The sequence below is a fragment of the Serratia ureilytica genome (genome assembly GCF_017309605.1).
Lineage (GTDB): Bacteria > Pseudomonadota > Gammaproteobacteria > Enterobacterales > Enterobacteriaceae > Serratia > Serratia ureilytica.
The window spans coordinates 958,349-984,433 of the sequence record NZ_CP071320.1 but is presented as its reverse complement, the minus strand read 5'-3'; the positions used below and the strand labels follow the sequence as shown (position 1 = coordinate 984,433).

Sequence of the window (26,085 nt, the reverse complement as noted above, 5' to 3'; positions counted from 1 at the left end):
TTATTTAACCTGTTTCAGCACGTCAGCAGTGATATCTTTGGAAGAGTCTGCATAGGCAACGGCGTTGGCGTCGATCACCACGTCATAACCGCCTTTGCTCGCGACAGATTTCACCGCGTCCTGAATGCGGCTCAGGATCTTGTTACGCTCTTCCATCTGGCGACGACGGTTGTCCTGCTCGAAAGCCTGGGCTTTCTGAGAGAACTGCTCGCGCTGCGCCATCACGTCTTTTTCCAACTTGCTGCGGTCGCTGGCTTTCATGGTAGCGCCGTCACGCTGCAGACGTTGCATTTTGGTCTGCAGGCTACGTTCCATGTTCTGGAGTTCGCTTGCACGGCCTTTAAACTCGTTTTCCAGCTGTTTAGCGACCGCTTCGCGGGCCGGCAGCTGTTGGAAAATGCTGGAGACGTTAACGACAGCGATCTTATCTGCTGCCTGAACGCCAGCTGAAGCAGCCATTGCTAAACCGAGGCCTGCGGCACACAACCACTTTTTCACTATAAACTCCTTACCATCACCCATTTGTGTCATATGACACTGAAGTACACAATTTGCCAGACTTGTCCCACCAAACAATGAGAATCATCTCCCTCTGCCGGCGGGCGCCTGGCCATTGCGATTCTTAATAACTGTTATGCCCAGAGGAGAGACCCGTTACCAGGTCTTACCGATGTTAAACTGGAACTGTTCGGACTTGTCGCCTTCGTATTTCTTGATCGGGTTGGCGTAAGAGAACACCAATGGCCCCAATGGCGACATCCACTGCAGCGCGATACCGGCGGAAGAACGAATATTGCTGGCCTTGCTGTAGTCCGGCACGCCGTACATCAGCGTATCGTTGGTATTCTTCCACTTGGTATCCCACACGGTACCCGCATCGATGAACAGCGACGTGCGCACCGAGTTGGCGTATTTCTCGCTGATGAACGGCGTCGGGGTGATCAGCTCCAGGCTGGCGACCGCCATGGCGTTACCGCCCACCGCGTCATCCGAGCTACAGATACTCTGACGATCGGTCGTGCTGCCGGCGTTGAACTGACACTGGTACGAGTTGGAGTTGTAGTACACCGCCTTCGGACCAATGGTGTTGGACTGGAAGCCGCGCACGGTGCTCGAACCACCGGCGTAGAAGTTCTCGTAGAACGGCATTTCCTTGCCGCCCAGCCCATCCGCGTAACCCAGACGGCCACGGCCCAACAGCACCCAGGTGCGATCGTCGTTGATCGGCACGTACTGTACGCTGTCCAGCGTCACCTTGTAGTATTCGTTGTCCGAGCCCGGAATGGTGACCTTGCCGTTCAACGTGGTGCGGTTACCCGAGGTCGGGAAGTAGCCGCGGTCCAGGTTGTTGTAGGTCCAGCCCAGGTTCAGCGTAAAGTCGTCGGTCGAGTAGCTGGCGCGGTCGGTCTTGTTCGCATCCACGCCCATCGAGTCGAGGTAACGCCACATGGCGATCTGCGGCTGCATGTTCGACAGGCCGTTGTGGACGTAGCCCAGGCCGGTGCGCAACGAGTTGTTTTCGTTGATCGGGAAGCCCAGCGTGCCGTCGATACCGTAACTCTTGTTGGTATAGTCCGACAGATCCGCGTCATCCGCCTTAAAGTCGTTGTAGAAGATGCGGCCGCCCAGGCTCACACCGTCAACGGTGAAGTACGGGTTGGTGACCGACAGTTCGGTATAGGTCTGGTAGTCGTTCTTGGTGCCGCTGATGCCGACCGAGTAGCCGGTACCCAACCAGTTATCCTGCTGCACGCCGGCCTGGAAGCTGACGCCGCTCTCGGTGCCGTAACCGACGCCGAAGTTGAAGGTACCGGTGTTGCGTTCTTTCACCTTGTAGGTCACATCGACCTGATCGGCGGTGCCCGGCACGCGCTGGGTTTCCACGTCAACCGTTTCGAAGTAGCCCAGACGGTTCAGACGCTCTTTGCCCTGCTCGACCTGCTCGTTGCCGAGCCAGGCGCCTTCCATCTGGCGCATTTCGCGACGCAGTACGGAATCCTTGCTGGTGTCGTTGCCTTCGAACTTGATGCGACGCACGTAGAAGCGGTTGCCCGCGTCAACGTTGACGTGCAGTTTGACGGTTTTATCCGCGTCGTTGATCTCAGGCTGAGTGCCGACGCGCGGGTAGGCGTAACCATAACGGCCCAACATCGTTTTGATGTTGTCTTCCATTTTGGTCACCTTGCTGCCGTTGTACAGCTCGCCTGGCTCGATTTTGGTGATCTGAGCGACTTCCGCCGAGTGGCCAGCCAGGTTGCCGTTCACGACAACGTCGGAAAGCTTGTACTGCTCGCCTTCGGTGATGTTGATAGTGATGTAGATGCCTTTTTTATCCGGCGTCAGGCTCACCTGGGTAGAATCGATGTTGAAGCGGGCATAGCCGCGATCCAGATAGAAGCTGCGCAGGGTTTCGAGATCGCCCGCCAGTTTTTGCTTCTGGTATTTGCGATCGCCGACCAGGTTCCACCACGGCACTTCGTCACGCAGTTGGAAGCGCGAGATCAGTTCATCGTTGGTGAAGGCATGGTTGCCGACGATGTTGATTTGTTGAATCTTGGCGGAGACCCCTTCCGTGAACACCAGCTTCAGGTCGACACGGTTGCGCGGCAACGGCGTGACCACGGCTTTCACCGAGGCGCTGTATTTACCAACGCTGTAATAGAAGTCTTCCAGCCCTTTTTCAATGCTGGAAATCGTGGTGCGGTCGAGCGCCTCGCCCACCCGGACGCCGGAGGCTTCCAGGTTTTGCTTGAGCATGTCATCCTTCACCGACTTGTTGCCGGAGAAAGTGATGCTGGCGATGGTAGGACGTTCCTTCACCTGCACGATCAAGGTATTACCATCGCGCAGTACGCGCACGTCCTCGAAGTTGCCGGTGGCAAACAAGGCACGAATGGTATTACTGATGTCATCGTCAGTGACGGTATCGCCGACGCGAACCGGCATGTTGAGTAACGCCGCACCGACGGCAACTCGCTGCAGGCCTTCGAAATGAATGTCTTTCACTACGAACCCGTCTGCACCGTATACGGTGGCGCTGCCAAACAGCAGCGACGCTATGAGCAACTTTTTCATCGCCATCGTTGTTATGCGTTCTTCCTAACCTATCCCCGCCCCTAAAGGCGGGAAAAATCATTGAAAAGTGCAAGACCCATCAACAACACCAACACGATCGAACCTATGCGGTAGCTGTAGTCCTGTACTCGCTCGGAAACCGGCCCACCCTTCAGCTTTTCTATCGCCAGGAAGAGGAGATGCCCACCATCTAACACCGGTAATGGGAACAGGTTGATGATCCCCAGGTTGACGCTAATCAACGCCAGGAACATCAGATAATACACGAATCCGACTCCGGCTGACGCCCCAGCTCCCTGTGCAATCGAGATCGGGCCACTCAGGTTGTTCAGCTTTACATCACCGGTTATTAATTTGCCCAGCATGTTGACCGTCAGCCGCATCAGCTGCCAGGTCTTGTCGCCGGCCTGATACAGCGCCGGGAACGGTCCATACTGGCGAATCGTCTTATACTCTTCCGGCAGCGGCAGCACCTTTGGAATGATGCCTGCAAACCCCACCGATTTGTCTTTTCCCACCGGCTTTGTATCCGGTATCAGCGTCAAAGACAAGGGGGCGCCGTTTCTTTCAATCTCCAAAGCCAGCGGTTGCCCCGGGCCATCGTGGATACGCTTCACCAGCGTCTGCCAACGACCCAACGGCTGACCATCGACTTTAACGATCCTGTCCCCCGCTTGTAAACCCGCCTTTTGCGCCGCCGAGTTCGGCTGCACTTCCGCCAACACGGATTCGATCTGCGGGCCGCGCGGCATAATCCCCAGCGCGACAACGGGATCCTGCTTGTCCGGTTCAAAGTTCCACTGGCGCAAGTCCAGGGTTTTGGTCACCACCTGCGAAGAGCCGAACGGCGCTACGCCGACTTCGGTTTGCGCATCGCCAATCTTCGCCACCAGCGCCAGACGAACTGACTCCCAATCAGGCGTTTCGATGCCGTCAACCGACTTTAGTTCCATGCCAGACGAAATTTCAGCCTTGGCGGCGATCGATTGCGGCGCGATTTCGCCGATCACCGGACGGAAACTCGGCACGCCGATGATGAACACCAGCCAGTAGGCAAGGATAGCAAACAGGAAGTTGGCGATGGGACCGGCGCTGATGATGGCCGCGCGCTGCCAGACGGTTTTATTGTTGAAGGCCTGGTGGCGCATCTCCGGCGCCACCGACTCCACGCGCTCGTCCAGCATCTTCACGTAGCCGCCGAGCGGGATCAGAGCGATAACGTACTCGGTGCCCTGGCGATCGGTTCGACGCCACAGCGCCCGGCCGAAGCCGATGGAGAAGCGTTCAACGCGCACGCCGCAACGACGGGCAACCCAAAAGTGTCCGAACTCATGCACGGTAATCAAGATACCGAGCGCAATCAGAAACGCCACCAGGTTCCAAAGCACGCTGACCATCATCCCTCACTTTCCGTCATCGACGGATTAAAACACCAACAGCATCAGGCAGGCAAACACCGGCACCGCCGCGGTCAGGCTGTCGATACGATCCAGTATGCCGCCATGACCGGGAATCAAATGCCCGCTGTCCTTGATGCCCGCTTCGCGTTTGAACATGCTTTCGGTCAAATCGCCCAGCACCGAAGCCAGCGCGGCGATCACCGAACAGGCCAGCAGCGTGGTCGGCACCACGTTCAGCGGCGCGTAGCGGCCGAACAGCCACGAGATCACCGCCGACGTCAGCAACCCGCCGATCAACCCTTCCCACGTTTTGCCCGGTGAGACCTTCGGCGCCAGCTTATGCTTGCCGAACAGCTTGCCGAACATGTAGGCACCGGAATCCGCGCCCCACACCAGCAACATCACGTACAACAGCCACCAGGCGCCGGTAAACGGGTTTTGCTCGTAGCCGAACTGGCGCAGCGCCAGCATGCCCCAGAAAAACGGCACGATGGTCAGCAGGCCAAACAGCAGGCGCAGCGGGCGCGAATTGCGCCAGATAGCGGCCGAGCCGGGATAGAACAGCACCAACAGCAACGCCGCCAGCCACCAGGCCAACGACAGCCACAGCGAGCCGCTTATCTGCGGCACGGATTGATGGTAAGCGGGGACGCTGAGCATCATCAGCGCAAGCAGAAAACCGCACAGTATCGCCAACCAGATGCGCTGCGAACGGGAGGTAAAACCGGCCAATTGGCCCCACTCCCAGGCAGCTAACATGCACACGACGAGCGTTACCAGAGCAAAGGCCAACGGCGGCAACAGGAACAGCGCCGCGATAACGATCGGGATTAAAATCAGAGCAGTTATGAGGCGATACTTCAGCAAAAGTTCTCCCTAGGACGCATCGGCGCCGTTAGGTGTTGTTCCCCCGAAGCGGCGCTCACGTTGTGCAAATGCATTCAGCGCACCTTCAAAGACAAGTTCATCGAAATCAGGCCAGAGCACATCAGTAAAGTAAAGTTCAGCATAGGCGATTTGCCACAGCAGGAAATTACTGATGCGATGCTCGCCACCGGTGCGGATAACCAGATCCACCGGCGCCAGGTCGCTCATGCAAACCCGCTCGTTCAATAATTCCTCGCTGATCTGATCCGGGTGCAACTCGCCTACCCGTACCTGTTCGGCCAGTTCCCTTACTCCCTGAATGATATCCCAACGGCCGCCGTAGTTGGCAGCGATATTGAGCGTCAGGCCATCGTTATTTTCCGTCAGAGCTTCAGAGCGGCGGATCCGCTCCTGCAAACGCGCGCTGAATCGGCTGATATCGCCGATCACTCGCAGCCTGACGTTATGTTTATGCAGGCTTTTTACTTCACTATCCAAAGCGCGGACAAAAAGCTCCATCAGGGCAGAGACTTCCTGCACCGGACGGTTCCAGTTTTCGCTGCTGAAGGCATAAAGCGTGAGCGCATCTAAATGGTGGCTGGCGGCAAAACTGACCGCGCGGCGAACCGATTTCACCCCTGCTTTATGACCGAAGACACGTAACTTGCCCTGACGTTTGGCCCAGCGTCCGTTACCGTCCATGATAATGGCGACATGGCGCGGCCCCGGGGAAGATGGATTAGCCTCTTGTTGGTTTGCGGACGACATAACTCGTACTTATTTCCTCAATAGAAATATAACTGCCTTTCCGGAACATCAGGCCCTTACGCGCAAAAAAAGCCGTGTGCCCGACACGGCTTTCAGCCTGCCCTTGCGACACCCGGCGCAGCCGGGCCGCCATTGACGCACAAGGCGCCAATCGGGCCATAATTCAACGGTATAACCGCTGACAGGTGGCGCAGACTATACCACCTCAGCGGGGCATGAACAAACGGCCCCGCTGCGGCGCACGCGAATTACGAGCAAAATCGGATAATCACCGTGATCGGCCGCACAACGCGCGAACCCGCTCCTCAGCGGCGGCGCGCGCCTGACGGTCAATGTCTAAGACCGCTTCGATGCTCGTCGGTTCCTGCAGCGCGAGACGTTCCAGCACCTGGCGATTGACCGCCGCGATATCGGTAAAGCGAATCTGCTGCTGCAAAAATGCCGCCACGGCGATTTCGTTGGCCGCGTTCAGCGCGGTGGTGGCCGCCTGGCCGGCATCGAACGCTTCGATCGCCAAATACAGGCAAGGATAACGCTCACGCTCCGGTTCGGCGAAGGTCAGCGAACCGATACGGCAGAAGTCCAGCGCTTCCACACCGGAATTCACACGCTGCGGATACGCCATCGCGTGAGCGATTGGCGTGCGCATATCCGGCGTCCCCAACTGCGCCAGCACGCTGCCGTCGGCATAGCGCACCATCGAGTGAATCACCGACTGCGGGTGCAGGATCACTTCCATTTGCTCGGCCGAGGCGTTAAACAGCCAGCGGGCCTCAATGTATTCCAGACCTTTGTTCATCATGGTGGCGGAATCCACCGAGATCTTGCGGCCCATCGACCAGTTTGGGTGGGCGCAGGCTTGATCCGGCGTCATCGCGGCGAACTGTTCCAACGGCGTGGTGCGGAACGGGCCGCCGGAACCGGTAAGCACGATGCGCGAAACACCATGACTGTCCAGTGAAGAGTATCCCAACTGACGCTGAATGTTCTCAGGCAAACTCTGAAAAATCGCGTTGTGCTCGCTGTCGAGCGGCAGCAGTTGCGCCTGGCTTTGCCGCACCGCGTCCATAAACAGACGGCCGCAGGTGACCAGCGACTCTTTGTTGGCCAGCAGCACCTGCTTGCCCGCGCGGATCGCCGCCAGCGTCGGCAACAGCCCCGCGGCGCCGACGATGGCCGCCGTCACTTGATCGACGTCATCCAAAGCGGCCAATTCACAGGCCGCTTGTTCCCCGGCCAACACTTCGGTAGCGACACCGTTCTCCGCCAGGATAGCGCGCAGCTCGCGCGCGGCGCTTTCATCCGCCATCGCGGCAAACGCGGGCCGAAATTCCATGCATTGCTGCGCCATGACCGCAACATTGCGGCCGGCCACCAGCGCTTTGATCGCAAAACGGTCGAGATTCGCCCTGACCACGGCCAGGGTGCTGGTCCCTACCGAGCCGGTCGAGCCAAGAATGGTCAGTTGCTTCATGAGTTCACTCTGAATAACTGTCTGATGAGATCGGAGGTGCTCCAGTGTGGAACCTTGGACACCGCTTGTCCATGATCTTTCAGTACGATGAAACGGGATCTGCGCCACAAAAAACAAAGCGCCGCCCAGGCGACGCTTTTTTTCTGCGCGATGCTGATTAGAATTCCATCAGCTCTTTTTCTTTCTCCGCCAGCGCGGCGTCGACCAGCTTGATGTAAGCGTCGGTCATTTTCTGAATCTCGTCTTGTGAACGACGCTCTTCGTCTTCGCTGATCTCTTTATCTTTCAGCAGCGCCTTGACCTTGTCGTTGGCGTCGCGACGCACGTTACGCACCGCTACGCGGCCCTGCTCGGCTTCGCCGCGCACGATCTTGATCAGATCCTTACGACGTTCTTCGGTCAGCGGAGGCAGCGGAACGCGAATGTCAGAACCGGCGGAAGACGGGTTGAGGCCCAGATCAGAGCTCATGATCGCTTTCTCAACGGCTTGGCTCAGGCTGCGGTCGAATACGTTGATTTTCAGCGTGCGGGAGTCTTCCACGGTCACGTTGGCCAGCTGACGCAGCGGCGTAGCGGCGCCGTAGTATTCCACCATGATGCCGTCCAGAATGCTTGGAGAAGCGCGGCCGGTACGGATCTTGCTGATTTGGTTTTTGAATGCTTCTACGCTTTTTTCCATGCGTGAATCAGCATCTTTTCTGATTTCATTAGTCACGTTGCAAACCCTTGGAAGCTGGTTACTTGGCAGGCGATACTCAAGTATAGCCCGTAATCGTACTCGAAGAGCGCGCGGCGCCTGGCGTCACGCGCTCCGAAAAAGAGGTGTGAACAGCCTTATTTGCTGATCAACGTACCTTCGTTCTCACCCATCACCACGCGGCGCAGCGCACCAGGCTTGTTCATGTTGAACACGCGGATCGGCAGACCGTGATCGCGGGCCAGCGTAAATGCCGCCAGATCCATCACTTTCAGCTCGCGCTCCAGCACGTCCTGATAGGTTAATTGTTCATACAGCGTCGCATCCGGGTTTTTCACCGGATCGGCGGAGTATACGCCATCCACTTTGGTGGCTTTCAGCACCACGTCCGCTTCGATCTCGATGCCGCGCAGGCAGGCAGCGGAATCGGTGGTAAAGAACGGGTTGCCGGTACCGGCGGAGAAGATCACCACGCGGTTGTTGCGCAGCAGGCTGATAGCCTCTGCCCAGCTGTAATTATCACATACGCCGTTCAGCGGGATCGCTGACATCAGGCGGGCGTTCACATAGGCACGGTGCAGTGCATCACGCATAGCCAGGCCGTTCATCACGGTAGCCAGCATTCCCATGTGGTCGCCCACTACGCGGTTCATGCCGGCTTGCGCCAGCCCCGCGCCGCGGAACAAGTTCCCGCCGCCAATAACTACACCGACCTGAATTCCCAGTTCGACCAGCTCTTTCACTTCCTGAGCCATGCGATCCAAAACGCTGGCGTCGATACCAAAACCTTCTGCACCTTGCAGGGCTTCGCCACTCAGTTTAAGCAGAATACGCTGATATACGGGTTTTGCATTGGTTGCCATGGTGTTCTGTCCTAAGAAGCAGTATTAGTATTGGGGATTTCAGCCGATGAAACGCGCCTGAGGTGAGCATCACGCTGCAGGGCCTGCCACCGGTGTAATTCTGGCTGGATAGTATGGAACCGCCAGACGGCGGTTCCATCGACAGTCATTAAGACTGTTTGCTCATCGCGGCAACTTCAGCAGCGAAGTCGGTTTCGACTTTCTCGATGCCTTCGCCCACTTCGAAGCGAATGAAGTTGGTCACGTCAGCGTTGTGCTCTTTCAGCACCTGAGCAACGGATTTGCTCGGATCCATAACGAAAGGCTGACCGGTCAGAGAAACTTCGCCGGTGAATTTCTTCATGCGGCCTTCAACCATTTTCTCTGCGATTTCTTTCGGCTTGCCGGACTGCATGGCGATGTCCAGCTGAACCTGGTACTCTTTTTCTACCACTTCAGCAGACACGTCTTCTGGCTTCACGAACTCTGGCTTGCTCGCCGCAATGTGCATTGCGATTTGCTTAACCAGCTCTTCGTCAGCGCCTTTAGCCGCAACCAGAACGCCGATGCGCGCGCCGTGCAGGTAGCTGCCCAGCACGTCGCCTTCCAGGGAAGCAACGCGACGAATGTTGATGTTTTCGCCGATTTTTGCCACCAGCGCTACGCGCTCTTCTTCGAACTGTGCTTTCAGCACGTCAACGTCAGTGATTTTGCCGGCCATAGCGGCATCCAGCACTTTGTCGGCGAACGCCTGGAAACCGGCGTCTTTCGCAACGAAGTCAGTCTGGCAGTTAACTTCCAGAATGATGCCGTAGTTGCCTTCGATCTTGGTTTTGATCACGCCGTCAGCAGCTACGTTGCCTGCTTTTTTAGCGGCTTTGATCGCACCGGACTTACGCATGTTTTCGATTGCCAGTTCGATGTCGCCGTTGGATTCAACCAGCGCCTTCTTGCAATCCATCATGCCAGCGCCGGTACGCTCGCGCAGTTCTTTTACCAGGGCAGCGGTAATATCAGCCATTTATTTTTCCTCGGTTATCTCGCGTGGAGACAGTTCTCATTCAGATAAGCAAAGGGGGCCTTTACAGGCCCCCCTAACCAACATATGTCAATACCTGGTTAATAAGGGCTCAGTGACGAGCTTGCCTTATTATTCAGCTTCTACGAAGCCTTCTTCCGCCTGAACGGCCAGATCTTGAGAACGACCTTCACGCACAGCGGCAGCAACAGCAGTCAGGTACAGGTTTACTGCACGGATTGCGTCGTCGTTACCAGGGATGATGAAGTCAACGCCGTCTGGGTTGGAGTTGGTATCAACGATAGAGAATACCGGGATACCCAGGTTGTTGGCTTCTTTGATCGCGATGTGCTCGTGATCGGCATCGATAACGAACAGTGCGTCTGGCAGACCGCCCATATCTTTGATACCGCCCAGGGAGTTTTCCAGCTTGGCCAGTTCACGAGTGCGCATCAGCGCTTCTTTCTTGGTCAGCTTGTCCAGGGTGCCGTCTTGAGACTGGATTTCCAGATCTTTCAAACGCTTGATGGACTGACGAACGGTTTTCCAGTTAGTCAGCATGCCACCCAACCAGCGGTGGTTCACGAAGAACTGGTCACAGCTGTTCGCAGCGTCTTTTACCGCTTCGCTTGCTGCGCGTTTGGTACCAACGAACAGGATCTTGCCTTTACGGGAAGAGATCTTGCTCAGTTCAGCCAGAGCGGCGTTGAACATTGGTACAGTCTGCTCCAGGTTGATGATGTGAACCTTGTTACGAGCGCCGAAGATGAAAGGCTTCATTTTCGGGTTCCAGTAACGGGTCTGGTGACCAAAGTGAACACCAGCCTTGAGCATGTCGCGCATGGAAACAGTTGCCATGATTAAACCTCTATAGATTAATTGGGGTTATGCCTCCACGTATCCCATAACGCCGACCCTGGCGGCGACAAGTCACCTCAGGGCACCCCGGCGGATGTGCCGATACGTGTGTGTTATTTACACAAAATGAGTGCAGTTAAAGTATTTTCGGCTCATTCCCGCCAGGTCACAAGAACCAAGACACGGATCGCCGGCGCGCTTTATACCATAAACCCGCCGCCGACACCAACTTTTGTTGCGTTTCGCCGGGCGTCAGGAAATGAAATTTGGCAGCCCCCGGCCGGGCTGATACCATAAGTCACTGCTTCTTATTGTCGACGATAACGACACCTGCGGACGAATTTCATGGCAATCTCAATTAAAACACCTGATGACATCCAAAAAATGCGCGTGGCCGGCCGCCTGGCCGCCGAAGTGCTGGAGATCATCGAGCCGCACGTCAAACCTGGCGTGACCACCGGCGAGCTGGACCGTATCTGTCACGAGTACATCACCAACGAGCAGCAGGCCATTTCCGCCTGCCTCGGCTATCACGGCTTCCCGAAATCCGTGTGCATTTCGGTGAACGAAGTGGTGTGCCACGGCATCCCGAGCGACGACAAAACGCTGAAAGACGGCGACATCGTCAACATCGACGTGACCGTGATTAAAGACGGTTTTCACGGCGACACCTCGAAGATGTTCATCGTCGGCAAACCGACCATTCTGGGCGAGCGCCTGTGCCGCGTTACTCAGGAAAGCCTGTATCTGGCGCTGAAGATGGTCAAACCGGGCATCCGTCTGCGCACCCTGGGCAAGGCTATCCAGCAATTCGTCGAAGCCGAGAAGTTCTCCGTGGTGCGCGAGTACTGCGGCCACGGCATCGGCGAAGTGTTCCACGAAGAGCCGCAGGTGCTGCACTATGACGCGGACGACGGCGGCGTGGTGCTGCAGCCGGGCATGGCCTTCACCATCGAACCGATGGTCAACGCCGGCGACTACCGCATCCGCACCATGAAAGACGGCTGGACGGTAAAAACCAAAGATCGCAGCTTGTCGGCGCAGTATGAGCATACTATTGTGGTGACTGATAACGGCTGCGAGATAATGACGTTGCGCAAGGATGACACCATCCCCAACATCATTACGCACGAGATGTAAGCACCGCGGCGAACGCCGCGTGCAGAATATCACCAGGCCGGCTTATGCCGGCCTTTTTTATGGGCTGCGCACTATGTCTGACAATCTTCTTCAACAGGCGGCCCCGGCCGTGCCGATGCCGCCCGCCTCCCCCAGCGCCTACGGCGACGACGAGCTCACCTGCCCGGTGCTGAAACAGCGGCTGGAACAGTTTCAGCTGTGGCTGGCGGCGGCGTTCGACGCCGGCTCCAGCGCCGAAAGCCTGGTGGCGGCGCGCAGCGACTTCATCGATCGCCTGCTGCGCCGGCTGTGGACGTTCTACGGCTTTGAAGATATCCCGGAAACCGCGCTGGTGGCGGTCGGCGGCTACGGCCGCGGCGAGCTGCACCCGCTGTCGGATATCGACGTGCTGGTGCTCAGCCAGCGCCGGCTGACGGAGCAACAGTCGCAGCGGGTCGGCGAATTCATCACCCTGCTGTGGGATCTCAAGCTGGAAGTGGGCCACAGCGTGCGCACCCTGGAAGAGTGTCTGCTGGAAGGGCTGGCGGATCTGACCGTGGCCACCAACCTGATCGAATCGCGCATGATCTGCGGCGACGTCGCGCTGTTCCTGCAGATGCAAAAACATATCTTCAGCGACGGCTTTTGGCCTTCGCCGCAGTTTTTCCACGCCAAGATCAACGAGCAGCAAGAACGTCATCAGCGCTACCACGGCACCAGCTATAACCTGGAGCCGGATATCAAAAGCAGCCCCGGCGGCCTGCGCGACATCCACACGCTGCTGTGGGTGGCGCGCCGCCACTTCGGCGCCACCTCGCTGGACGAAATGGTCGGCTTCGGCTTTCTCACCCAGGCCGAACGCAACGAGCTGAACGAATGCCAGAGCTTCCTGTGGCGCATCCGCTTTGCGCTGCACCTGGTGCTGCCGCGTTACGACAACCGTCTGCTGTTCGATCGCCAGCTCAGCGTCGCGCAGCTGCTGCGCTATGAAGGCGAAGGCAACGAGCCGGTCGAGCGCATGATGAAAGACTTCTACCGCATGACGCGGCGCGTCAGCGAGCTGAACCACATGCTGCTGCAGCTGTTCGACGAAGCCATCCTGGCGCTGGACGCCACCGAAAAACCGCGTCCGCTGAACGACGATTTCCAACTGCGCGGCGCTCTGATCGATCTGCGTGACGAAACGCTGTTCATCCGCGAGCCGCAAGCCATCATGCGCATGTTCTACCTGATGGTGCGCAACCGCGAGATCAAAGGCATTTACTCCACCACCGTGCGCCAGCTGCGCCACGCGCGCCGCCACCTGAAACAGCCGCTGTGCACCATCCCGGAAGCGCGCGATCTGTTCATGGCCATCCTGCGCCATCCCGGCGCGGTGTCGCGCGCGCTGGTGCCGATGCACCGTCACAGCGTGCTGTGGGCCTATATGCCGCAGTGGGGCAAGATCGTCGGGCAGATGCAGTTCGATCTGTTCCACGCCTATACCGTCGACGAGCACACTATCCGGGTGCTGCAGAAGCTGGAGAGCTTCGCCGATCCGCAAACCCGGCCGCGCCATCCGCTGTGCGTGGAGCTGTATCCGCGCCTGCCGCACCCGGAACTGCTGCTGCTGGCGGCCTTGTTCCACGATATCGCCAAAGGGCGCGGCGGCGATCACTCGATCCTCGGCGCGGAGGACGTGGTGGAGTTCGCCGAGCTGCACGGCCTCAATTCGCGAGAAACCCAACTGGTGGCCTGGCTGGTGCGCTGCCACCTGCTGATGTCGGTCACCGCGCAGCGCCGCGATATCCAGGATCCAACGGTGATCCAGCAGTTCAGCAGCGAAGTGCAGAGCGAAACTCGCCTGCGCTACCTGGTATGCCTGACGGTGGCGGATATCTGCGCCACCAACGAAACCCTGTGGAACAGCTGGAAGCAGAGCCTGTTGCGCGAGCTGTATTTCGCCACCGAGAAACAGCTGCGCCGCGGCATGCAAAACAGCCCGGATCTGCGCGAACGCGTGCGCCACCACCGGCTGCAGGCGTTGGCGCTGCTGCGCATGGACAACATCGACGAAGAGGCGCTGCACCGCATCTGGAGCCGCTGCCGCGCCGACTATTTCCTGCGCCACTCGCCGAATCAGCTGGCCTGGCACGCCCGCCATCTGCTGGCCCACGATTCCACCCAGCCGCTGGTGCTGGTCAGCCGCCAGGCGACGCGCGGCGGCACCGAGATCTTCATCTGGAGCCCGGATCGTCCTTATCTGTTCGCCGCCGTCGCCGGGGAGATGGATCGCCGCAACCTGAGCGTGCACGACGCCCAGATCTTCACCAACCGCGACGGTATGGCGATGGACACCTTTATCGTGCTGGAGCCGGACGGCAGCCCGCTGGCGCAGGATCGCCACGCGGCGATCCGCCAGGCGCTGCTGCAGGCCATCACCCAGCGGGAGTACCAGCCGCCGCGCGTGCGCCGCCCCTCTTCCAAGCTGCGCCACTTCAGCGTGCCGACCGAGGTCACCTTCCTGCCGACCCACACCGATCGTCGCAGCTACCTGGAGCTGACCGCGCTCGACCAACCCGGCCTGCTGGCACGGGTGGGCGAAGTGTTCGCCGATCTGGGGCTGTCGCTGCACGGCGCGCGCATTTCCACCATCGGCGAGCGGGTCGAGGATTTGTTTATCCTGGCCGACGGCGAGCGGCGCGCGCTCGACCAAGAAACGCGCAGAAAGTTGGAGCAACGGTTGACAGAGGCCCTCACCCCAAACGATAAAATGTGATACAAGTAACTTTTTACCGACAACATCAGGAAAGAGAACAGCATGCAGCAATTACAGAACGTTATTGAAAGCGCCTTCGAACGCCGTGCGGACATCACCCCGGCGAACGTAGACACCGTAACGCGCGAAGCGGTAAACCAGGTGATCGGCCTGCTGGACAGCGGCGCCCTGCGCGTCGCCGAGAAGATCGACGGTCAATGGGTCACCCACCAGTGGCTGAAGAAAGCCGTGCTGCTCTCTTTCCGCATCAACGACAACAAGGTGATGGACGGCGCGGAAACCCGCTACTACGACAAAGTGCCGATGAAATTCGCCGACTACGACGAAGCACGCTTCCAGAAGGAAGGCTTCCGCGTCGTGCCGCCGGCCACCGTGCGCCAGGGCGCGTTCATCGCTCGCAACACCGTGCTGATGCCGTCTTACGTTAACATCGGCGCCTACGTCGACGAAGGCACCATGGTCGACACCTGGGCCACCGTCGGTTCTTGCGCGCAGATCGGCAAAAACGTTCACCTGTCCGGCGGCGTCGGCATCGGCGGCGTGCTGGAGCCGCTGCAGGCCAACCCGACCATCATCGAAGACAACTGCTTCATCGGCGCGCGTTCCGAAGTGGTGGAAGGCGTGATCGTGGAAGAAGGCTCGGTGATTTCGATGGGCGTCTACCTCGGCCAGAGCACCCGCATCTATGACCGCGAGACCGGCGAAATCCATTACGGCCGTGTGCCGGCGGGTTCGGTGGTGGTTTCCGGCAACCTGCCGTCGAAAGACGGTTCTTACAGCCTGTACTGCGCGGTGATCGTCAAGAAAGTCGACGCCAAAACGCGCGGTAAAGTCGGCATTAATGAGTTATTGCGTACTATCGACTAAATTGAAATAGCGGGTGATTCACCCGCTATTTTTTTGTCTGCGTTTCGCTGGCAGTCACAGTCGCAGATCTCGCTTTCCGCCATAATCGCAGTCGTGGAATATAACGATCACATCTAAAGAGGGCGCAGTATGTACGATAACTTGAAGAGTTTGGGCATCAATCAACCGGAAGACGTCGATCGCTATAGCCTGCGTCAAGAGGCCAACAACGACATCCTCAAGATCTATTTCCGCAAGGACAAGGGCGAGTTCTTCGCCAAGAGCGTGAAGTTCAAGTATCCGCGCCAGCGTAAAACCGTGGTGGCGGACAACGCCGGCCAGGGCTACAAGGAAATTCACGAGATCAACCCGAACCTGCGTTACGTGATCGACGAGCTGGATCAGCTGTGCCAGCGCGATCAGGTGGAAGTGGATCTGAAGCGTAAAATCCTCGACGACCTGCGCCATCTCGAAGGCGTGGTGTCGCACAAGATTGCCGAGATCGAAGCCGATCTGGAAAAACTCACCCGCGGCAAATAATGCGGATCGGTTGACCCGCATCATCGTTAAGGCGCCCTTTTGCGGCGCCTTTTTACGTTATGACTGCAGCAGCGTGCCCCACTGCTCGACCCACGGGCAGGCGGCCACTTCCGGCTCCGGCTGTTCCATCGCATCGATTTCCAGCACTTCGCCAACGCGGGTGGCGCCCTGTTCCTGCAGCAGCGCATCGAACGTGCGCCCGGCGCCGCAGAAGTGGTCATAGCTGCTGTCACCGAGGGCGATCAGCCCATAGCGCAGCTCCGGCTGATAGCCAACCTGATCGCGGATAGCGTGGAACAGCGGCGCGATGCTGTCCGGCAGATCGCCCTGCCCGGTGGTGGAGGTGATCACCAGCGCGTAGTGCTGACGATAAAACTGCCAGGCCTCCAGCGTGCCCTCTTCGAACAGTTTGACCTCATGGCCCTGCTCGCTGAGGATGTTTTGCGCCTCTTCCGCCACCAGCAGCGAATTGCCGTAGACCGTTCCCACGAAGATACCAACCTGAGCCATGGCTCCTACTCCCTTCATTACCTTTAAAAATTGTCAGCTATCCTGACCGTTAGCCGCGCTAAACTCAACCCCGGCAAGTTCAGGGAATACCCCCGCCCAGCCGAACTGCGCCATCACCCCTTGCCAGGCCTCGTCCCAGCGCGCCGTTACCTGCAGCGGCTCGCCGGTCACCGGGTGCGTCAGCTGCAGATGGCTGGCGTGCAGCATCAGGCGCGGGCAACCGAAATGCTGCGCCATCCCGCGATTCTGCCGCAGATCGCCGTGCTTGCTGTCGCCGATGATCGGGTGGCGCAGGTGCGCCATATGGCGCCGCAGCTGATGTTTGCGGCCGGTTTCCGGCTGCAGTTCCACCAGACTGTAACGCGCGCTGTCGTAGCGGCCGACGGCCACCGGCATCTCTACCTGCGCCAACGGCCGGTAGTGCGTCACGGCCGGCTGCGGCCCCTTGTCGGCATCGGCATGTTTATCGGCGATTTTATCCAGCTCCGCCGTCAGCGGGTAGTCGAGGGTCGCCTCCTCCTGCACGTAACCGCGCACCACCGCATGGTAGGTTTTCTGCACCTGATGCTGCTCGAACTGCTGCGACAGCAGGCGCGCCACCTCGCTGGAGAGCGCCATCAGCAGCACGCCGGACGTCGGACGATCGAGACGGTGCACGGTAAAGACGTGCTTCCCGAGCTGATCGCGCACCGTCTGCATCATAAAGCGAGTTTCATGACGGTCCAGCCAACTGCGGTGCACCAACCAGCCCGACGGTTTGTTCACCGCCACCAGGTGTTCATCCTGATACAAAATCTCAATCACATCGCATTCCCAGGTCAATAGCCGTTTCGGGCGCGAGTATAACAGGCATGAGACGCAACGCTAGTTCACCCATTCGATGGTCACCAGGCGCGTATCGGCGCGGCCGCGATCGTCCACCGCCCGAATGCGGTAGCGCCCGTTGTTGATCGGCCGCCAGTCGATCGGTTTTTTGCTGGCGCTGCTGCCGAGATAGATATCGTCGACGAACCAGTACACCGTCTTGCTGTCGGCGTCCGTCACCGCATTGAAGGCGATTTTGTCCCGTCCCTGTTGCGACTGGCGCAGGGTATAAGTGGTGTTTTTCAACGGCGAGGTGATGCGCGGCGCGTTGCCGCCGACGGCGATGCCGTTGTCCTTGCAGCGATTGACCGGCGGCGCCCGCTTCGGCAGCCCGGCCTGGGCGAACACGTTGGCCAAATCGGAAGGCCAGAATTCAAAAATTTCGGTGCGGGTCTGCGCCGCGTCATACGGCGGGCAAACAACCTCGCCGCTGTGAATATCCAGCACCACCGGCCGGTAGACGCTGTCTACCTTGATCGGCGACTTGCCGGGAATGAACCAGGTCTTGCCCTTTTGCTGGCACCACGGCGTCGGCAGATCGCCGCTGGCGAGACAGATGTCTACCCGCCGCAGCCGCTTGGGGAACGGATGTTTCGGTTCCCGCAGGGCGGGATAGCTGGCGTTGACGCTGTCGATGATATTGAAAAACAGCGGCGCGGCCGCCTCGGCGCCGACCAACGCATTGTTGCCGCGCCCATCGAAGTTGCCTTCCCACACCACCAGCACGTAAGGGCCGAAAATCCCGACGCTCCAGGCGTCGCGAAAGCCCCATGAGGTGCCGGTCTTCCAGTACACCGGCAGCGACGAAGAACGCTGCGCCAGCGTATCGCCCGGCCGCCGGTGCTGGCGCAGCATATCCAGCGTGATGAAACTGGCCTCCTCGCTCAACAGCCGCACCGGCCTCGGTTCACCCTCGTTCAGCCGCAATCGCAGCGGCCGCAGCTCGCCGCGGTTCGCCAGCAACGCGTATAGCTTCGCCAGCTCCTGCGCCGTCACCTCGCCGCCGCCCAGCACCAGCGACAGTCCGTAGTGGCTCTCATTGGCCATATTGGCGACGCCGGTCAGGCGCAAAAACTGATAAAAGGTCGGCTGACGCAGCTGTGAGGCGACATAGACCGCCGGGATGTTACGGCTGAAATTCAGCGCGTCGGTGGCGGTCACCGGGCCGAGAAAACGCCGGTCGAAATTTTCCGGCGCATAGGCGCCGAACGACGAAGGCACGTCTTTCAGAATGGTCATCGGATGCAGCACGCCCTGCTCCATGCCCAGCGCGTAGATGAACGGCTTCAGCGTCGATCCCGGCGAACGCTTGGCGTTGGTGCCGTTCACCTGCCCCTGGATCGGACGATTGTAATAGTCCGCCGAGCCCACCAGCGCGCGCACCCCCATATCGCGGCTGTCCACCAGCAGCACCGCGGCGTTTTGGATGCCGCGGCTGCGGTTGCGGGCGATAAAAGCGTTGACCTGCCGTTCGACCAGCCGCTGCAGCCCGGCGTCCAGCGTCGTGTCTACGCGGGTATCGCGCTGCACCAGTTGCTGCGTCTGCAGGCGCAGCTGTTCGATAAAGTGCGGTGCGATATAAGGCACTTGTTCAGGCTGCCGCAGCGCCAACGGCAGGCGGAACAGCGTTTGCTGGCTGGCGTCGGTGGGGTAAACCCGCTGCCAACGCTGGAACAGACGATTGCGCGCCTGCGTCAACGCCGCGCCGAGCACGCCGGTTTTCGGCTCCAGACGGTAGCTGGGTGACTGCGGCAAGACCGCCAGCGTCAGCGCCTCCGGCAGAGTCAACTCCCGCGGCGGCTTGGCGAAATAGATCAGGCTGGCGGCGCCGATGCTTTCAATGTTGCGGCCGTAGGGCGCGTAATTCAAATAGGCTTCCAGGATATCACGCTTGGAGTAGCTCAGTTCCAGCTGCACCGCACGCAGCACCTGCAACACCTTGCCGCCCGGCGTACGGGTATTGAGATGCCAGCGCATCCGCGCCAGCTGCATGCTGATGGTCGAACCGCCCTGCATTTTGCCGCCGGCGACATAGCTGCGCCAGAAACCGCGCATCAGGCTGACAGGGTTAAAGCCGGGGTTATAGTAGAACCAACGATCTTCGTGCAGCAGCAACCCGCGCACCGCCAGCGGCGACACTTGCTCCAGCGGGGTCCACAGCCGGTAGCGATCGTCGTTGGCCAGCGTAATGCGCAGCAGCGCGCCGTGCCTGTCGTAATAAACGGAAGACTGCGGCAGCCCCTGCCACAGGGGCGGATGCGGCCACAGCCGAATTGCGGTCAACAGCAGCGCCAGTAAAAACACCGCCATCAAGCCGTTTTGCAGCACGCGCCCGGTCAGGATCTTCATACGTTCTCAGCATTCCGGCGCCAGACGCTGGCCTGGCGCCGGATACGGCCTAGTCGTTGCCCGCCGGCACCACCACCAGCTTGCCGCCGCCGGCCGACATGGCCTGCACTTCTCGGTCATACATGGCTTCGCCGTAGGCCGGTGGAATAATAAAGCTGCCGGTATTGGTGGCCTTGATCTGATAGACGAACTCCTGCACCTCGGTGCCGGCGCTGCCGTAGATAATCACCCGATCTTCACGGATGTCGCTGTAATCCGGCGCCCAGGTGGAGCCGGTGGCGGCCAGCGGCGACTGCCAGCCGCCGCGATCGTCGCTCTCCTCACCGGCATCGGCCGGTTCCGGCGGCGTCTGCTGCACCACTTCGAACCCGCCCGGCAGCAGATCGACAATCGCCAGGTTGCTCTGCCCCTCTTTCGAGTTGGCGCGCACCTTCAGATGGACGTTGATCTTCTGCCCCAGCGTCACCTGCGTCACCGGTTTGCCCTGTTCGTCGGTGTACTCGCGGACGATCTCAATCCCGCGCGACAGCGCTTTTTGCGGCGCGTTCAGATCGTAACCGGCCTGCGTCACCACATACCAGGCCGGCGCGCTGCCGCCGTTGGTGAAGCGCACGGCGGTGGCATCGGCGTTGAACTGCCCCTGAACGAACAGCCCCTGCAGCTCACTGATGCGCTGCGGGTCGCCGCCGCTTTTGCCCACCTGCACGATGCCTAACGCGTCCGCATTGGCGGATTGCGCCGCCACCTGGGCCGAATAGCTTTCCAGCGCCAGGATGCTCATTGCAGAGGAGTAGGTGGTATAACGCTCTTCCTTCAGTGCCTTGACCATATTCTCCAGCACCTGCGGCGGAATCGACGCCACCTTCTCAGGGAAGTGACGGGTAATCAAATACAGCCGCGTCGCATCCTGCACCAGCGGATCGAAATAGTTCTGCGTCCACCAGGCGCTGTCATAGGCTTTGCTCAGTTGCTGCCAGCTGGGTTGCAACAGCGCGGCGGCTTCGTCGTCCATCTTCAACAAACGATAGGAAGAGGCCAGATACAGCGCGCTCAGATCGGTTTTCCACCCTTCGCCATAGCGTTTTTGCAGCGTATCCTGCACGGCCGCCAGCGAGTTGGTGGTCACTTCGCCCTGCAGCGTCAGCAGGTAGACCGCCCAGCTGCGCAGGCGCAGCAGATACAGATCGTCGAAACCGCTGGCCGCCAGCTCGCGCAGCGCGCCGTTAGCTTCGTCCAGCATGCCTTCCGGCAGGGCGTAACCCGCCGCTTTGGCTTCGAGCAGATATTGCACCACATAAGGCGTGACGAAAGGATCGGCATCCGGCGACGAACGCCAGGCGCCGATCGCCCCGCTGTCGTTCTGACGGGCGCGCAGCACGCCCAGCAGGTTGCGCAGCTGCTTGCTGACTTCCGCCTGGCTCAGGCTGCCTTTCATCTCTGGATGGCGGCTCTGCAACATCAGCGGAATGGAACGGCTGACGATCTGCTCGGAACAGTAATACGGATAATCCGCCAGGTATTGCGCCAACCCGCTGGTCAGCACCAGCGGCGAATTCGACACTGCCGCCCGGCGCTGCGCGAAAGCGTCGAACATCTGGCGCAGGCCATCGACGTTCTGGCTGCCGCCGCTCATGCGCCCCATCACCGATTGAGTACGGTACGGCGCCGCCGGCCGCACCGAGGTGCTGACGGTGCGACGGCTGGCCTGGTCGCCGTAACGGGCGTCGAACACCAGCGGCGCATCGCCCAAAACGGCTTTGGCGCGCAGACGGAAGGCGATCACGCCCTCGCGTTTTTCCGCCAGCGTCAGGCTTTGCGTCGCGTTGCCCACCACCTCCAATTGCGGCGGCGGCGTCAGCAGGACGTTGATGGCTGCCGACTGGCCGTTCAGCCCTTCGAGGTTGTTGCTGACGCCCACGCTGACGTCGAACTCATCGCCCGGCGCCACCATCGCCGGCACGTTCGGCGTCATGATGAAGCTGTCGCGCACCGTAGCGGCGGTTTGCGCCTTGCCGATTTTCTCCGGCGTCACCGAAATCGCCATGATGCGGATCTTGCCGTTGAAGTAGTCCGGCACCGGGTAGACGAACTGTTTCTCGCCGCTGACCTCGGTAATGCCGGACCAATAGGCCACCGGCTTATCGCGCTTGCGCTTGAACGGGTTGAGGTTGAGATCCAGCCCTTCGCCCGCATCGCCGCCCGGCGCCGCGGTCAGCGCCATCAGCTTGCTGAATTCCGGCAGGATCAGATCGAGGATCTGCGAGCTGCTCACGTTCAGTTCGCGCTTGCTGAAGAAGAACTCCAGCGGATCCTTCAGACGGTAACGCGCCACCTGCAGAATGCCCTCATCGACGGCGAACAGCGCCACCTGCTGCGGCGCATCGGTCTTGACCGTCATCGTCAGGTTTTCACCCGGTTTGATGACCTCCGGCGCCGTCACCTCGAGGCTGTTTTGGCGCGCCTTGGTGCTGATCTTGAACGGCATCACGCCATAGCTCAGCGGGCTCATGAAGATCTCGCTGGAGTTGATGTCGCGCACGAACTGCACGTTGATGTAGCCGTTGCCCTCCATGCCGGCCGGCACGCGGATCGTCTGCACCGAGCTGGTGGTGTCGGTGTGGAACCACTGCCAGGCGTAAACCTTGTCCTTCTCGATGGTGATCAAGCCGCTGCCGGTATAGGGCGCGTTAATCGCCACCTCGATCTCTTCACCGGGCTGGTATTCCGCCTGGTTGAGTTTTAGCTTCAGTTCGGCGTTGCGATCCAGCGAACGGCTCAGGTTGGCGTTGCCGGCCACGCTGTAGGCGACGCGGTTGAGCGTCTTGCCCTGCGCATCTTCGATCACCAGCACGAAGTCGCCCGGCTTATCGGTCGCCAGCCGCAGATCCGCGCCCTGATCGCCCAGCGCCAGCGGCTGTTCCGAGAGCTGCACTTCCTTCATCTTCGACTGATATTTGTAAACGCCCGAATCCTGTTTGGTCAGCACCGAAATGTATTTCTGTTCGATCAGCACCTGCTTCAGGTTCGGCATGGCGATCTGTTTCAAGGCCGGATCGATGGCGATCACGTTCAGATGCCGCTCCGCATCGCGATTGATGTAGCCCAGATCGCCGTCGGCCTTCACCCCAATCAGGTAATCGTAAGGCGAAACCAGCGTACGGGCGGTAGCCGCCACCGAGCGACCGCCGCCGGCAACGAACGCCTCCGACAACAGCTGCAGCTGATAAGTGGCGTCGGCGTAAGATTTCAGATCGAGCGGAATATCAGCCGCGCCGTGTTCATCGGTGGTGCGATCTTCCAGCTCGGTTTCGAACCCGTCGCTGTTTTGTCGGTTTTCGTAGAACGCATAATCCGGGAAGCGATCGAAGCTCGGATACATTGGCCGCAGCGTCAGCCTGGTGGTCACACGGCGATCTTGCGCCGGGGTGCCGAACAGGTTCTGCACATCGATGCTGGCCTTCAGCTCAGACGGCTTGACCCAGCCTTGCTGGCGGTCCGGCGTCAACGCCAGCTTCACTTTCAGTTGATCCGGCTCGAACTCCTTCACATTGACTGCGGTATGGCCGAGCAGCGTGGAGGTGTCGTTGTTTTTGCCGATCAGATACAGATAAACGTTCCACTCGCCGGTGGGCGAGTTTTCATCGGTGGTATAGCTCAGTTCGTTGAAACCGCTGGCGCCCAGCGTCAGCGGCACGGTGGACATCAGCTTGTCGCGCGGATCGCGAATTTCGGCGCGCACCGGCACGCCGGCGAGGCCAACGCGCCAGTCGGCGGCGCGAGTGATCAGGCCGATATTGAAGGTGTCTCCCGGCCGATACACGCCGCGGTCGGAGAACAGGTAGCTGCTGAGCGTGCGCGGATCGGTCGGCGTTTGTTCACCGGCAACGTCGAAGCGCGAGAAATCCAGCCCGCGATCGTTATAGCTGCCGGTCGGCAGGAAGGAGACATCCCCTTCTTTCTCCACCAGGAACATCACCGGCTGGCGCTCGTTGGTGTACACATCCAGCGCCGGGAAACGCACGTGGCCGTCGGCGCCGGTGGTTTGGCTGAGCAGCGTCACGCCGTTTTTGGCCACCACCGATACGTTGGCGCCGCTGACCGGCGCACCGCTTTGGATCGACTGCACGAAGACGTCGCGCGTCTTATCCTGCGAGCTCTTGGCGACGATGCCCAGATCGGTCACCACCACAAAACGCGAATCGCCGACGTCGGGCTGCTCTTCCCCTTCGCTTTCATCTTGTTCCTGCTCCTGCTCGGCACCCGCCTCTTCCGCCGCCGGTTTGCGATTCGGCTGCCATTCCGACAGCGTCAACAGAAACACCCCACGATGGGAACTGGCGTTGGTGGAGAGATAGCGGGAAAGATCGATGCCCTGATAGTTCACTTCCCCCGGCCGCTCGTTGTTGAGCGCCGTCTGGTATTTGAAATGCTCGGTGAAATACTCATCGTTGAGCCGGTTGAATTCCGTGGACGAGTATTCCCGGCTTTTGAAGGAAACAATGTGCTGCAGCTGACTCGGGATCACCCGCTTGATGTCCAGCCGCAGGCCCGCCACGTTACGCGCCGCCACGCTGATCTGCTTGTCGCCGTTGACCGACAGCAGCGAGCCCTGCGACATGAACTGCAGCGATTTCGGGAACTCCGGCACTTCGACCACCCGATAAACCTTCTTCGGCATTTTGTAACCGCCGGCGGAGATCAGCTGGTTATCGATCTCGAGCAGCATAAAGCGGTGCGCCGGGGCGTCAAAACGGAAGCTGAACTGCGGCTGATAGGCCTCTTCCGCCTCGTTAAGCGTCAACGGCAGCGGCGTCGCCTGCGCCAGCACGTTCTTGCCGACGCTGTCTACCGTCCATGGGTAAAAGTCTTCAGCATCATTGGCGGCCTCGGCATCGCTCGGATCGTGCTGCGGCAGCAGCCAGGCTTTCGCGGCTCGCGCCAGCTCTTTATCCTTCACCGCATCGCTGAAACCAACCACCAGCGCACGCTGCCCTTTGCCGCCGTCGGTGTCCACCACCTGGGCGCTGACGTCGCTCAGCGCCAGGCTGTACAGGGTAGGAACCTTGACCCAGTTGCTTTTCGCCTCTTCGACCGCGTTGCCGGCCGCCGTCGATTTAACGCCCTTGCCGACGGTCAGATGTACCGCGCCGCCCTGATCCAGCGCCTGCAGCGGCTCGGAATGCACCCAGGCGTTCAGTTTTTTCTCGTCATATACCAGAGAGAAATTCAGCTTCTTCTCGGAGGTGGCGCTGCCTTCTTTCAATCCCAGCGAAATCTGTTTTTCAAAGCTGGCGACGTCGACCGGCGCGTTGAACTGCAGATTGAAAATCGCGCTGCGTTTCTGCGCATTCTGCGGATCGCGGTAGTACTCGGCCTGCCCCAGACGGTAGCCGAACGCAGGCACGGTGAAGGCATAGCGGGTTTTGGCGAGTTTGACCTGCGGCGCCAGCAAGGTAGCGGGCTCGAGGGTCACGTCATATTTCGCGCCCATCGGCAGCGGCTTTTTCGGCGTGAACACCAGCGTCGATTCATTGTTCCACGCCCACTGCCCTTCCGCCGTCGGTTTGAGGGTGATGCCGGCGCTCACGGTTTTGCCCACCGCGGCGATCGGCGCGACCGAGCCGCTGAAGGCCAGACTCACCGTTTGTGGCGCTTGCCGGGCGGCGGTGTAATCTATCGGCGCGGGGTTAGCCAGCGATGCGCTGACCTCCTGAACCACCATCGGCGCCGGTTCGATCGGCTGAGGCCGATTTTGCCACCAGTGCCAACCGTAAAACGCGCCGCCCGCGGCGCCTGCCAGCAGCAGCAGGCCCAGACCGATCGCTTTCGGATGTTTATCCACGCCGCTTTCCAGCCGCAGAAAACCGCGCGGCAGCGCAGCCCACCAGGCCGGCGCGCGCCAGCTGAGGTTGCCGACCAGCGGTCTCAGCAACCGCCCCAACAGCGACAAGACCCCACCCAACAGGCGGCAAACGCCCTTAACCAGGGTAAAAGGCAAACGAAGGATAAACCTTAATAAATCCATTATTGCAGCACCTCATCATCCTAATGCAGCCCCCGGTCAACCGCCGCGGTTTAACCGAGCCGAAAGACGCCGTCG

At 59.8% G+C, this 26,085-nt stretch carries 18 protein-coding genes; 4 read left to right on the top strand and 14 right to left on the bottom strand.

Annotated features, from left to right (window positions below):
- From skp to rpsB, 10 genes are all read right to left on the bottom strand, one after another.
- Entirely contained in the window at positions 1-498 is a 498-nt protein-coding gene (gene skp / locus J0X03_RS04495) for a molecular chaperone Skp (protein WP_004931958.1), read from the bottom strand.
- Positions 499-654: 156 nt separating this feature from the next.
- Positions 655-3,081 carry an outer membrane protein assembly factor BamA gene (gene bamA, locus J0X03_RS04490; protein WP_147881684.1) on the bottom strand — a complete coding sequence of 809 codons (2,427 nt, stop codon included), beginning with the start codon at positions 3,079-3,081 and terminating at the stop codon, positions 655-657.
- Positions 3,082-3,116: 35 nt separating this feature from the next.
- A complete protein-coding gene (gene rseP / locus J0X03_RS04485) occupies positions 3,117-4,472 on the bottom strand; it encodes a sigma E protease regulator RseP (protein WP_025304033.1) in 1,356 nt (451 codons plus the stop codon).
- Between the two features lie 27 nt (positions 4,473-4,499).
- Entirely contained in the window at positions 4,500-5,342 is an 843-nt protein-coding gene (gene cdsA / locus J0X03_RS04480) for a phosphatidate cytidylyltransferase (RefSeq protein ID WP_033644875.1), read from the bottom strand.
- 9 nt (positions 5,343-5,351) lie between these two features.
- On the bottom strand, positions 5,352-6,110 hold the full coding sequence (gene ispU / locus J0X03_RS04475) for a (2E,6E)-farnesyl-diphosphate-specific ditrans,polycis-undecaprenyl-diphosphate synthase (RefSeq protein ID WP_033644874.1): 759 nt from the start codon (positions 6,108-6,110) through the stop codon (positions 5,352-5,354).
- A gap of 268 nt (positions 6,111-6,378) precedes the next feature.
- Complete coding sequence (gene ispC / locus J0X03_RS04470; protein ID WP_103101961.1) at positions 6,379-7,584, bottom strand: 1-deoxy-D-xylulose-5-phosphate reductoisomerase; 1,206 nt, start codon at positions 7,582-7,584, stop codon at positions 6,379-6,381.
- 157 nt (positions 7,585-7,741) lie between these two features.
- Positions 7,742-8,299, bottom strand: a complete 558-nt coding sequence (gene frr / locus J0X03_RS04465) for a ribosome recycling factor (RefSeq protein ID WP_025160240.1) — start codon at positions 8,297-8,299, stop codon at positions 7,742-7,744.
- A gap of 119 nt (positions 8,300-8,418) precedes the next feature.
- Positions 8,419-9,144, bottom strand: coding sequence for a UMP kinase (pyrH, locus tag J0X03_RS04460; protein WP_004931940.1), 726 nt, complete (start codon positions 9,142-9,144; stop codon positions 8,419-8,421).
- A gap of 148 nt (positions 9,145-9,292) precedes the next feature.
- Positions 9,293-10,144: a translation elongation factor Ts gene (tsf, locus tag J0X03_RS04455; protein WP_033644872.1), complete on the bottom strand. Its 852-nt coding sequence runs from the start codon at positions 10,142-10,144 to the stop codon at positions 9,293-9,295.
- A gap of 129 nt (positions 10,145-10,273) precedes the next feature.
- The gene (gene rpsB, locus J0X03_RS04450; RefSeq protein WP_016929891.1) at positions 10,274-10,999 is read right to left on the bottom strand and encodes a 30S ribosomal protein S2; all 726 of its coding nucleotides are present in this window, start codon (positions 10,997-10,999) and stop codon (positions 10,274-10,276) included.
- A 345-nt stretch (positions 11,000-11,344) separates the two neighbouring features.
- Here rpsB and map point away from each other — a divergent pair, with 345 nt between their 5' ends.
- The 4 genes from map (at position 11,345) to J0X03_RS04430 (ending at position 16,262) form a co-directional block, all read left to right on the top strand.
- Positions 11,345-12,139 carry a type I methionyl aminopeptidase gene (gene map, locus J0X03_RS04445; RefSeq protein ID WP_028127527.1) on the top strand — a complete coding sequence of 265 codons (795 nt, stop codon included), beginning with the start codon at positions 11,345-11,347 and terminating at the stop codon, positions 12,137-12,139.
- A gap of 73 nt (positions 12,140-12,212) precedes the next feature.
- Positions 12,213-14,876: a bifunctional uridylyltransferase/uridylyl-removing protein GlnD gene (glnD, locus tag J0X03_RS04440; RefSeq protein ID WP_042785782.1), complete on the top strand. Its 2,664-nt coding sequence runs from the start codon at positions 12,213-12,215 to the stop codon at positions 14,874-14,876.
- 42 nt (positions 14,877-14,918) lie between these two features.
- Entirely contained in the window at positions 14,919-15,743 is an 825-nt protein-coding gene (gene dapD / locus J0X03_RS04435; RefSeq protein WP_004931932.1) for a 2,3,4,5-tetrahydropyridine-2,6-dicarboxylate N-succinyltransferase, read from the top strand.
- A 129-nt stretch (positions 15,744-15,872) separates the two neighbouring features.
- Positions 15,873-16,262, top strand: coding sequence for a DUF3461 family protein (locus tag J0X03_RS04430; protein WP_004931929.1), 390 nt, complete (start codon positions 15,873-15,875; stop codon positions 16,260-16,262).
- Between the two features lie 57 nt (positions 16,263-16,319).
- Here the strand turns inward: J0X03_RS04430 and J0X03_RS04425 are convergent, their stop codons facing one another.
- From J0X03_RS04425 to J0X03_RS04410, 4 genes are read right to left on the bottom strand one after another with little or no spacing between them, the layout of a single operon-like run.
- Positions 16,320-16,772: a flavodoxin gene (locus tag J0X03_RS04425; RefSeq protein WP_033644870.1), complete on the bottom strand. Its 453-nt coding sequence runs from the start codon at positions 16,770-16,772 to the stop codon at positions 16,320-16,322.
- A gap of 33 nt (positions 16,773-16,805) precedes the next feature.
- Positions 16,806-17,576, bottom strand: a complete 771-nt coding sequence (gene truC, locus J0X03_RS04420) for a tRNA pseudouridine(65) synthase TruC (RefSeq protein ID WP_042785783.1) — start codon at positions 17,574-17,576, stop codon at positions 16,806-16,808.
- 60 nt (positions 17,577-17,636) lie between these two features.
- Positions 17,637-19,985, bottom strand: a complete 2,349-nt coding sequence (gene pbpC, locus J0X03_RS04415) for a penicillin-binding protein 1C (RefSeq protein ID WP_033644869.1) — start codon at positions 19,983-19,985, stop codon at positions 17,637-17,639.
- 49 nt (positions 19,986-20,034) lie between these two features.
- The gene (locus J0X03_RS04410) at positions 20,035-26,010 is read right to left on the bottom strand and encodes an alpha-2-macroglobulin (RefSeq protein ID WP_206975683.1); all 5,976 of its coding nucleotides are present in this window, start codon (positions 26,008-26,010) and stop codon (positions 20,035-20,037) included.
- Between the last annotated feature and the right edge of the window lie 75 nt (positions 26,011-26,085).

What these genes read in the sequence shown, in the direction of transcription:
- bamA (WP_147881684.1), bottom strand. Translation starts at nt 3,081, where the DNA reads ATGGCGATGAAAAAGTTGCTCATAGCGTCGCTGCTGTTTGGCAGCGCC.
- rseP (WP_025304033.1), bottom strand. Translation starts at nt 4,472, where the DNA reads ATGGTCAGCGTGCTTTGGAACCTGGTGGCGTTTCTGATTGCGCTCGGT.
- ispU (WP_033644874.1), bottom strand. Translation starts at nt 6,110, where the DNA reads ATGTCGTCCGCAAACCAACAAGAGGCTAATCCATCTTCCCCGGGGCCG.
- ispC (WP_103101961.1), bottom strand. Translation starts at nt 7,584, where the DNA reads ATGAAGCAACTGACCATTCTTGGCTCGACCGGCTCGGTAGGGACCAGC.
- pyrH (WP_004931940.1), bottom strand. Translation starts at nt 9,144, where the DNA reads ATGGCAACCAATGCAAAACCCGTATATCAGCGTATTCTGCTTAAACTG.
- tsf (WP_033644872.1), bottom strand. Translation starts at nt 10,144, where the DNA reads ATGGCTGATATTACCGCTGCCCTGGTAAAAGAACTGCGCGAGCGTACC.
- rpsB (WP_016929891.1), bottom strand. Translation starts at nt 10,999, where the DNA reads ATGGCAACTGTTTCCATGCGCGACATGCTCAAGGCTGGTGTTCACTTT.
- map (WP_028127527.1), top strand. Translation starts at nt 11,345, where the DNA reads ATGGCAATCTCAATTAAAACACCTGATGACATCCAAAAAATGCGCGTG.
- glnD (WP_042785782.1), top strand. Translation starts at nt 12,213, where the DNA reads ATGTCTGACAATCTTCTTCAACAGGCGGCCCCGGCCGTGCCGATGCCG.
- dapD (WP_004931932.1), top strand. Translation starts at nt 14,919, where the DNA reads ATGCAGCAATTACAGAACGTTATTGAAAGCGCCTTCGAACGCCGTGCG.
- J0X03_RS04430 (WP_004931929.1), top strand. Translation starts at nt 15,873, where the DNA reads ATGTACGATAACTTGAAGAGTTTGGGCATCAATCAACCGGAAGACGTC.
- J0X03_RS04425 (WP_033644870.1), bottom strand. Translation starts at nt 16,772, where the DNA reads ATGGCTCAGGTTGGTATCTTCGTGGGAACGGTCTACGGCAATTCGCTG.
- pbpC (WP_033644869.1), bottom strand. Translation starts at nt 19,985, where the DNA reads ATGAAGATCCTGACCGGGCGCGTGCTGCAAAACGGCTTGATGGCGGTG.
- J0X03_RS04410 (WP_206975683.1), bottom strand. Translation starts at nt 26,010, where the DNA reads ATGGATTTATTAAGGTTTATCCTTCGTTTGCCTTTTACCCTGGTTAAG.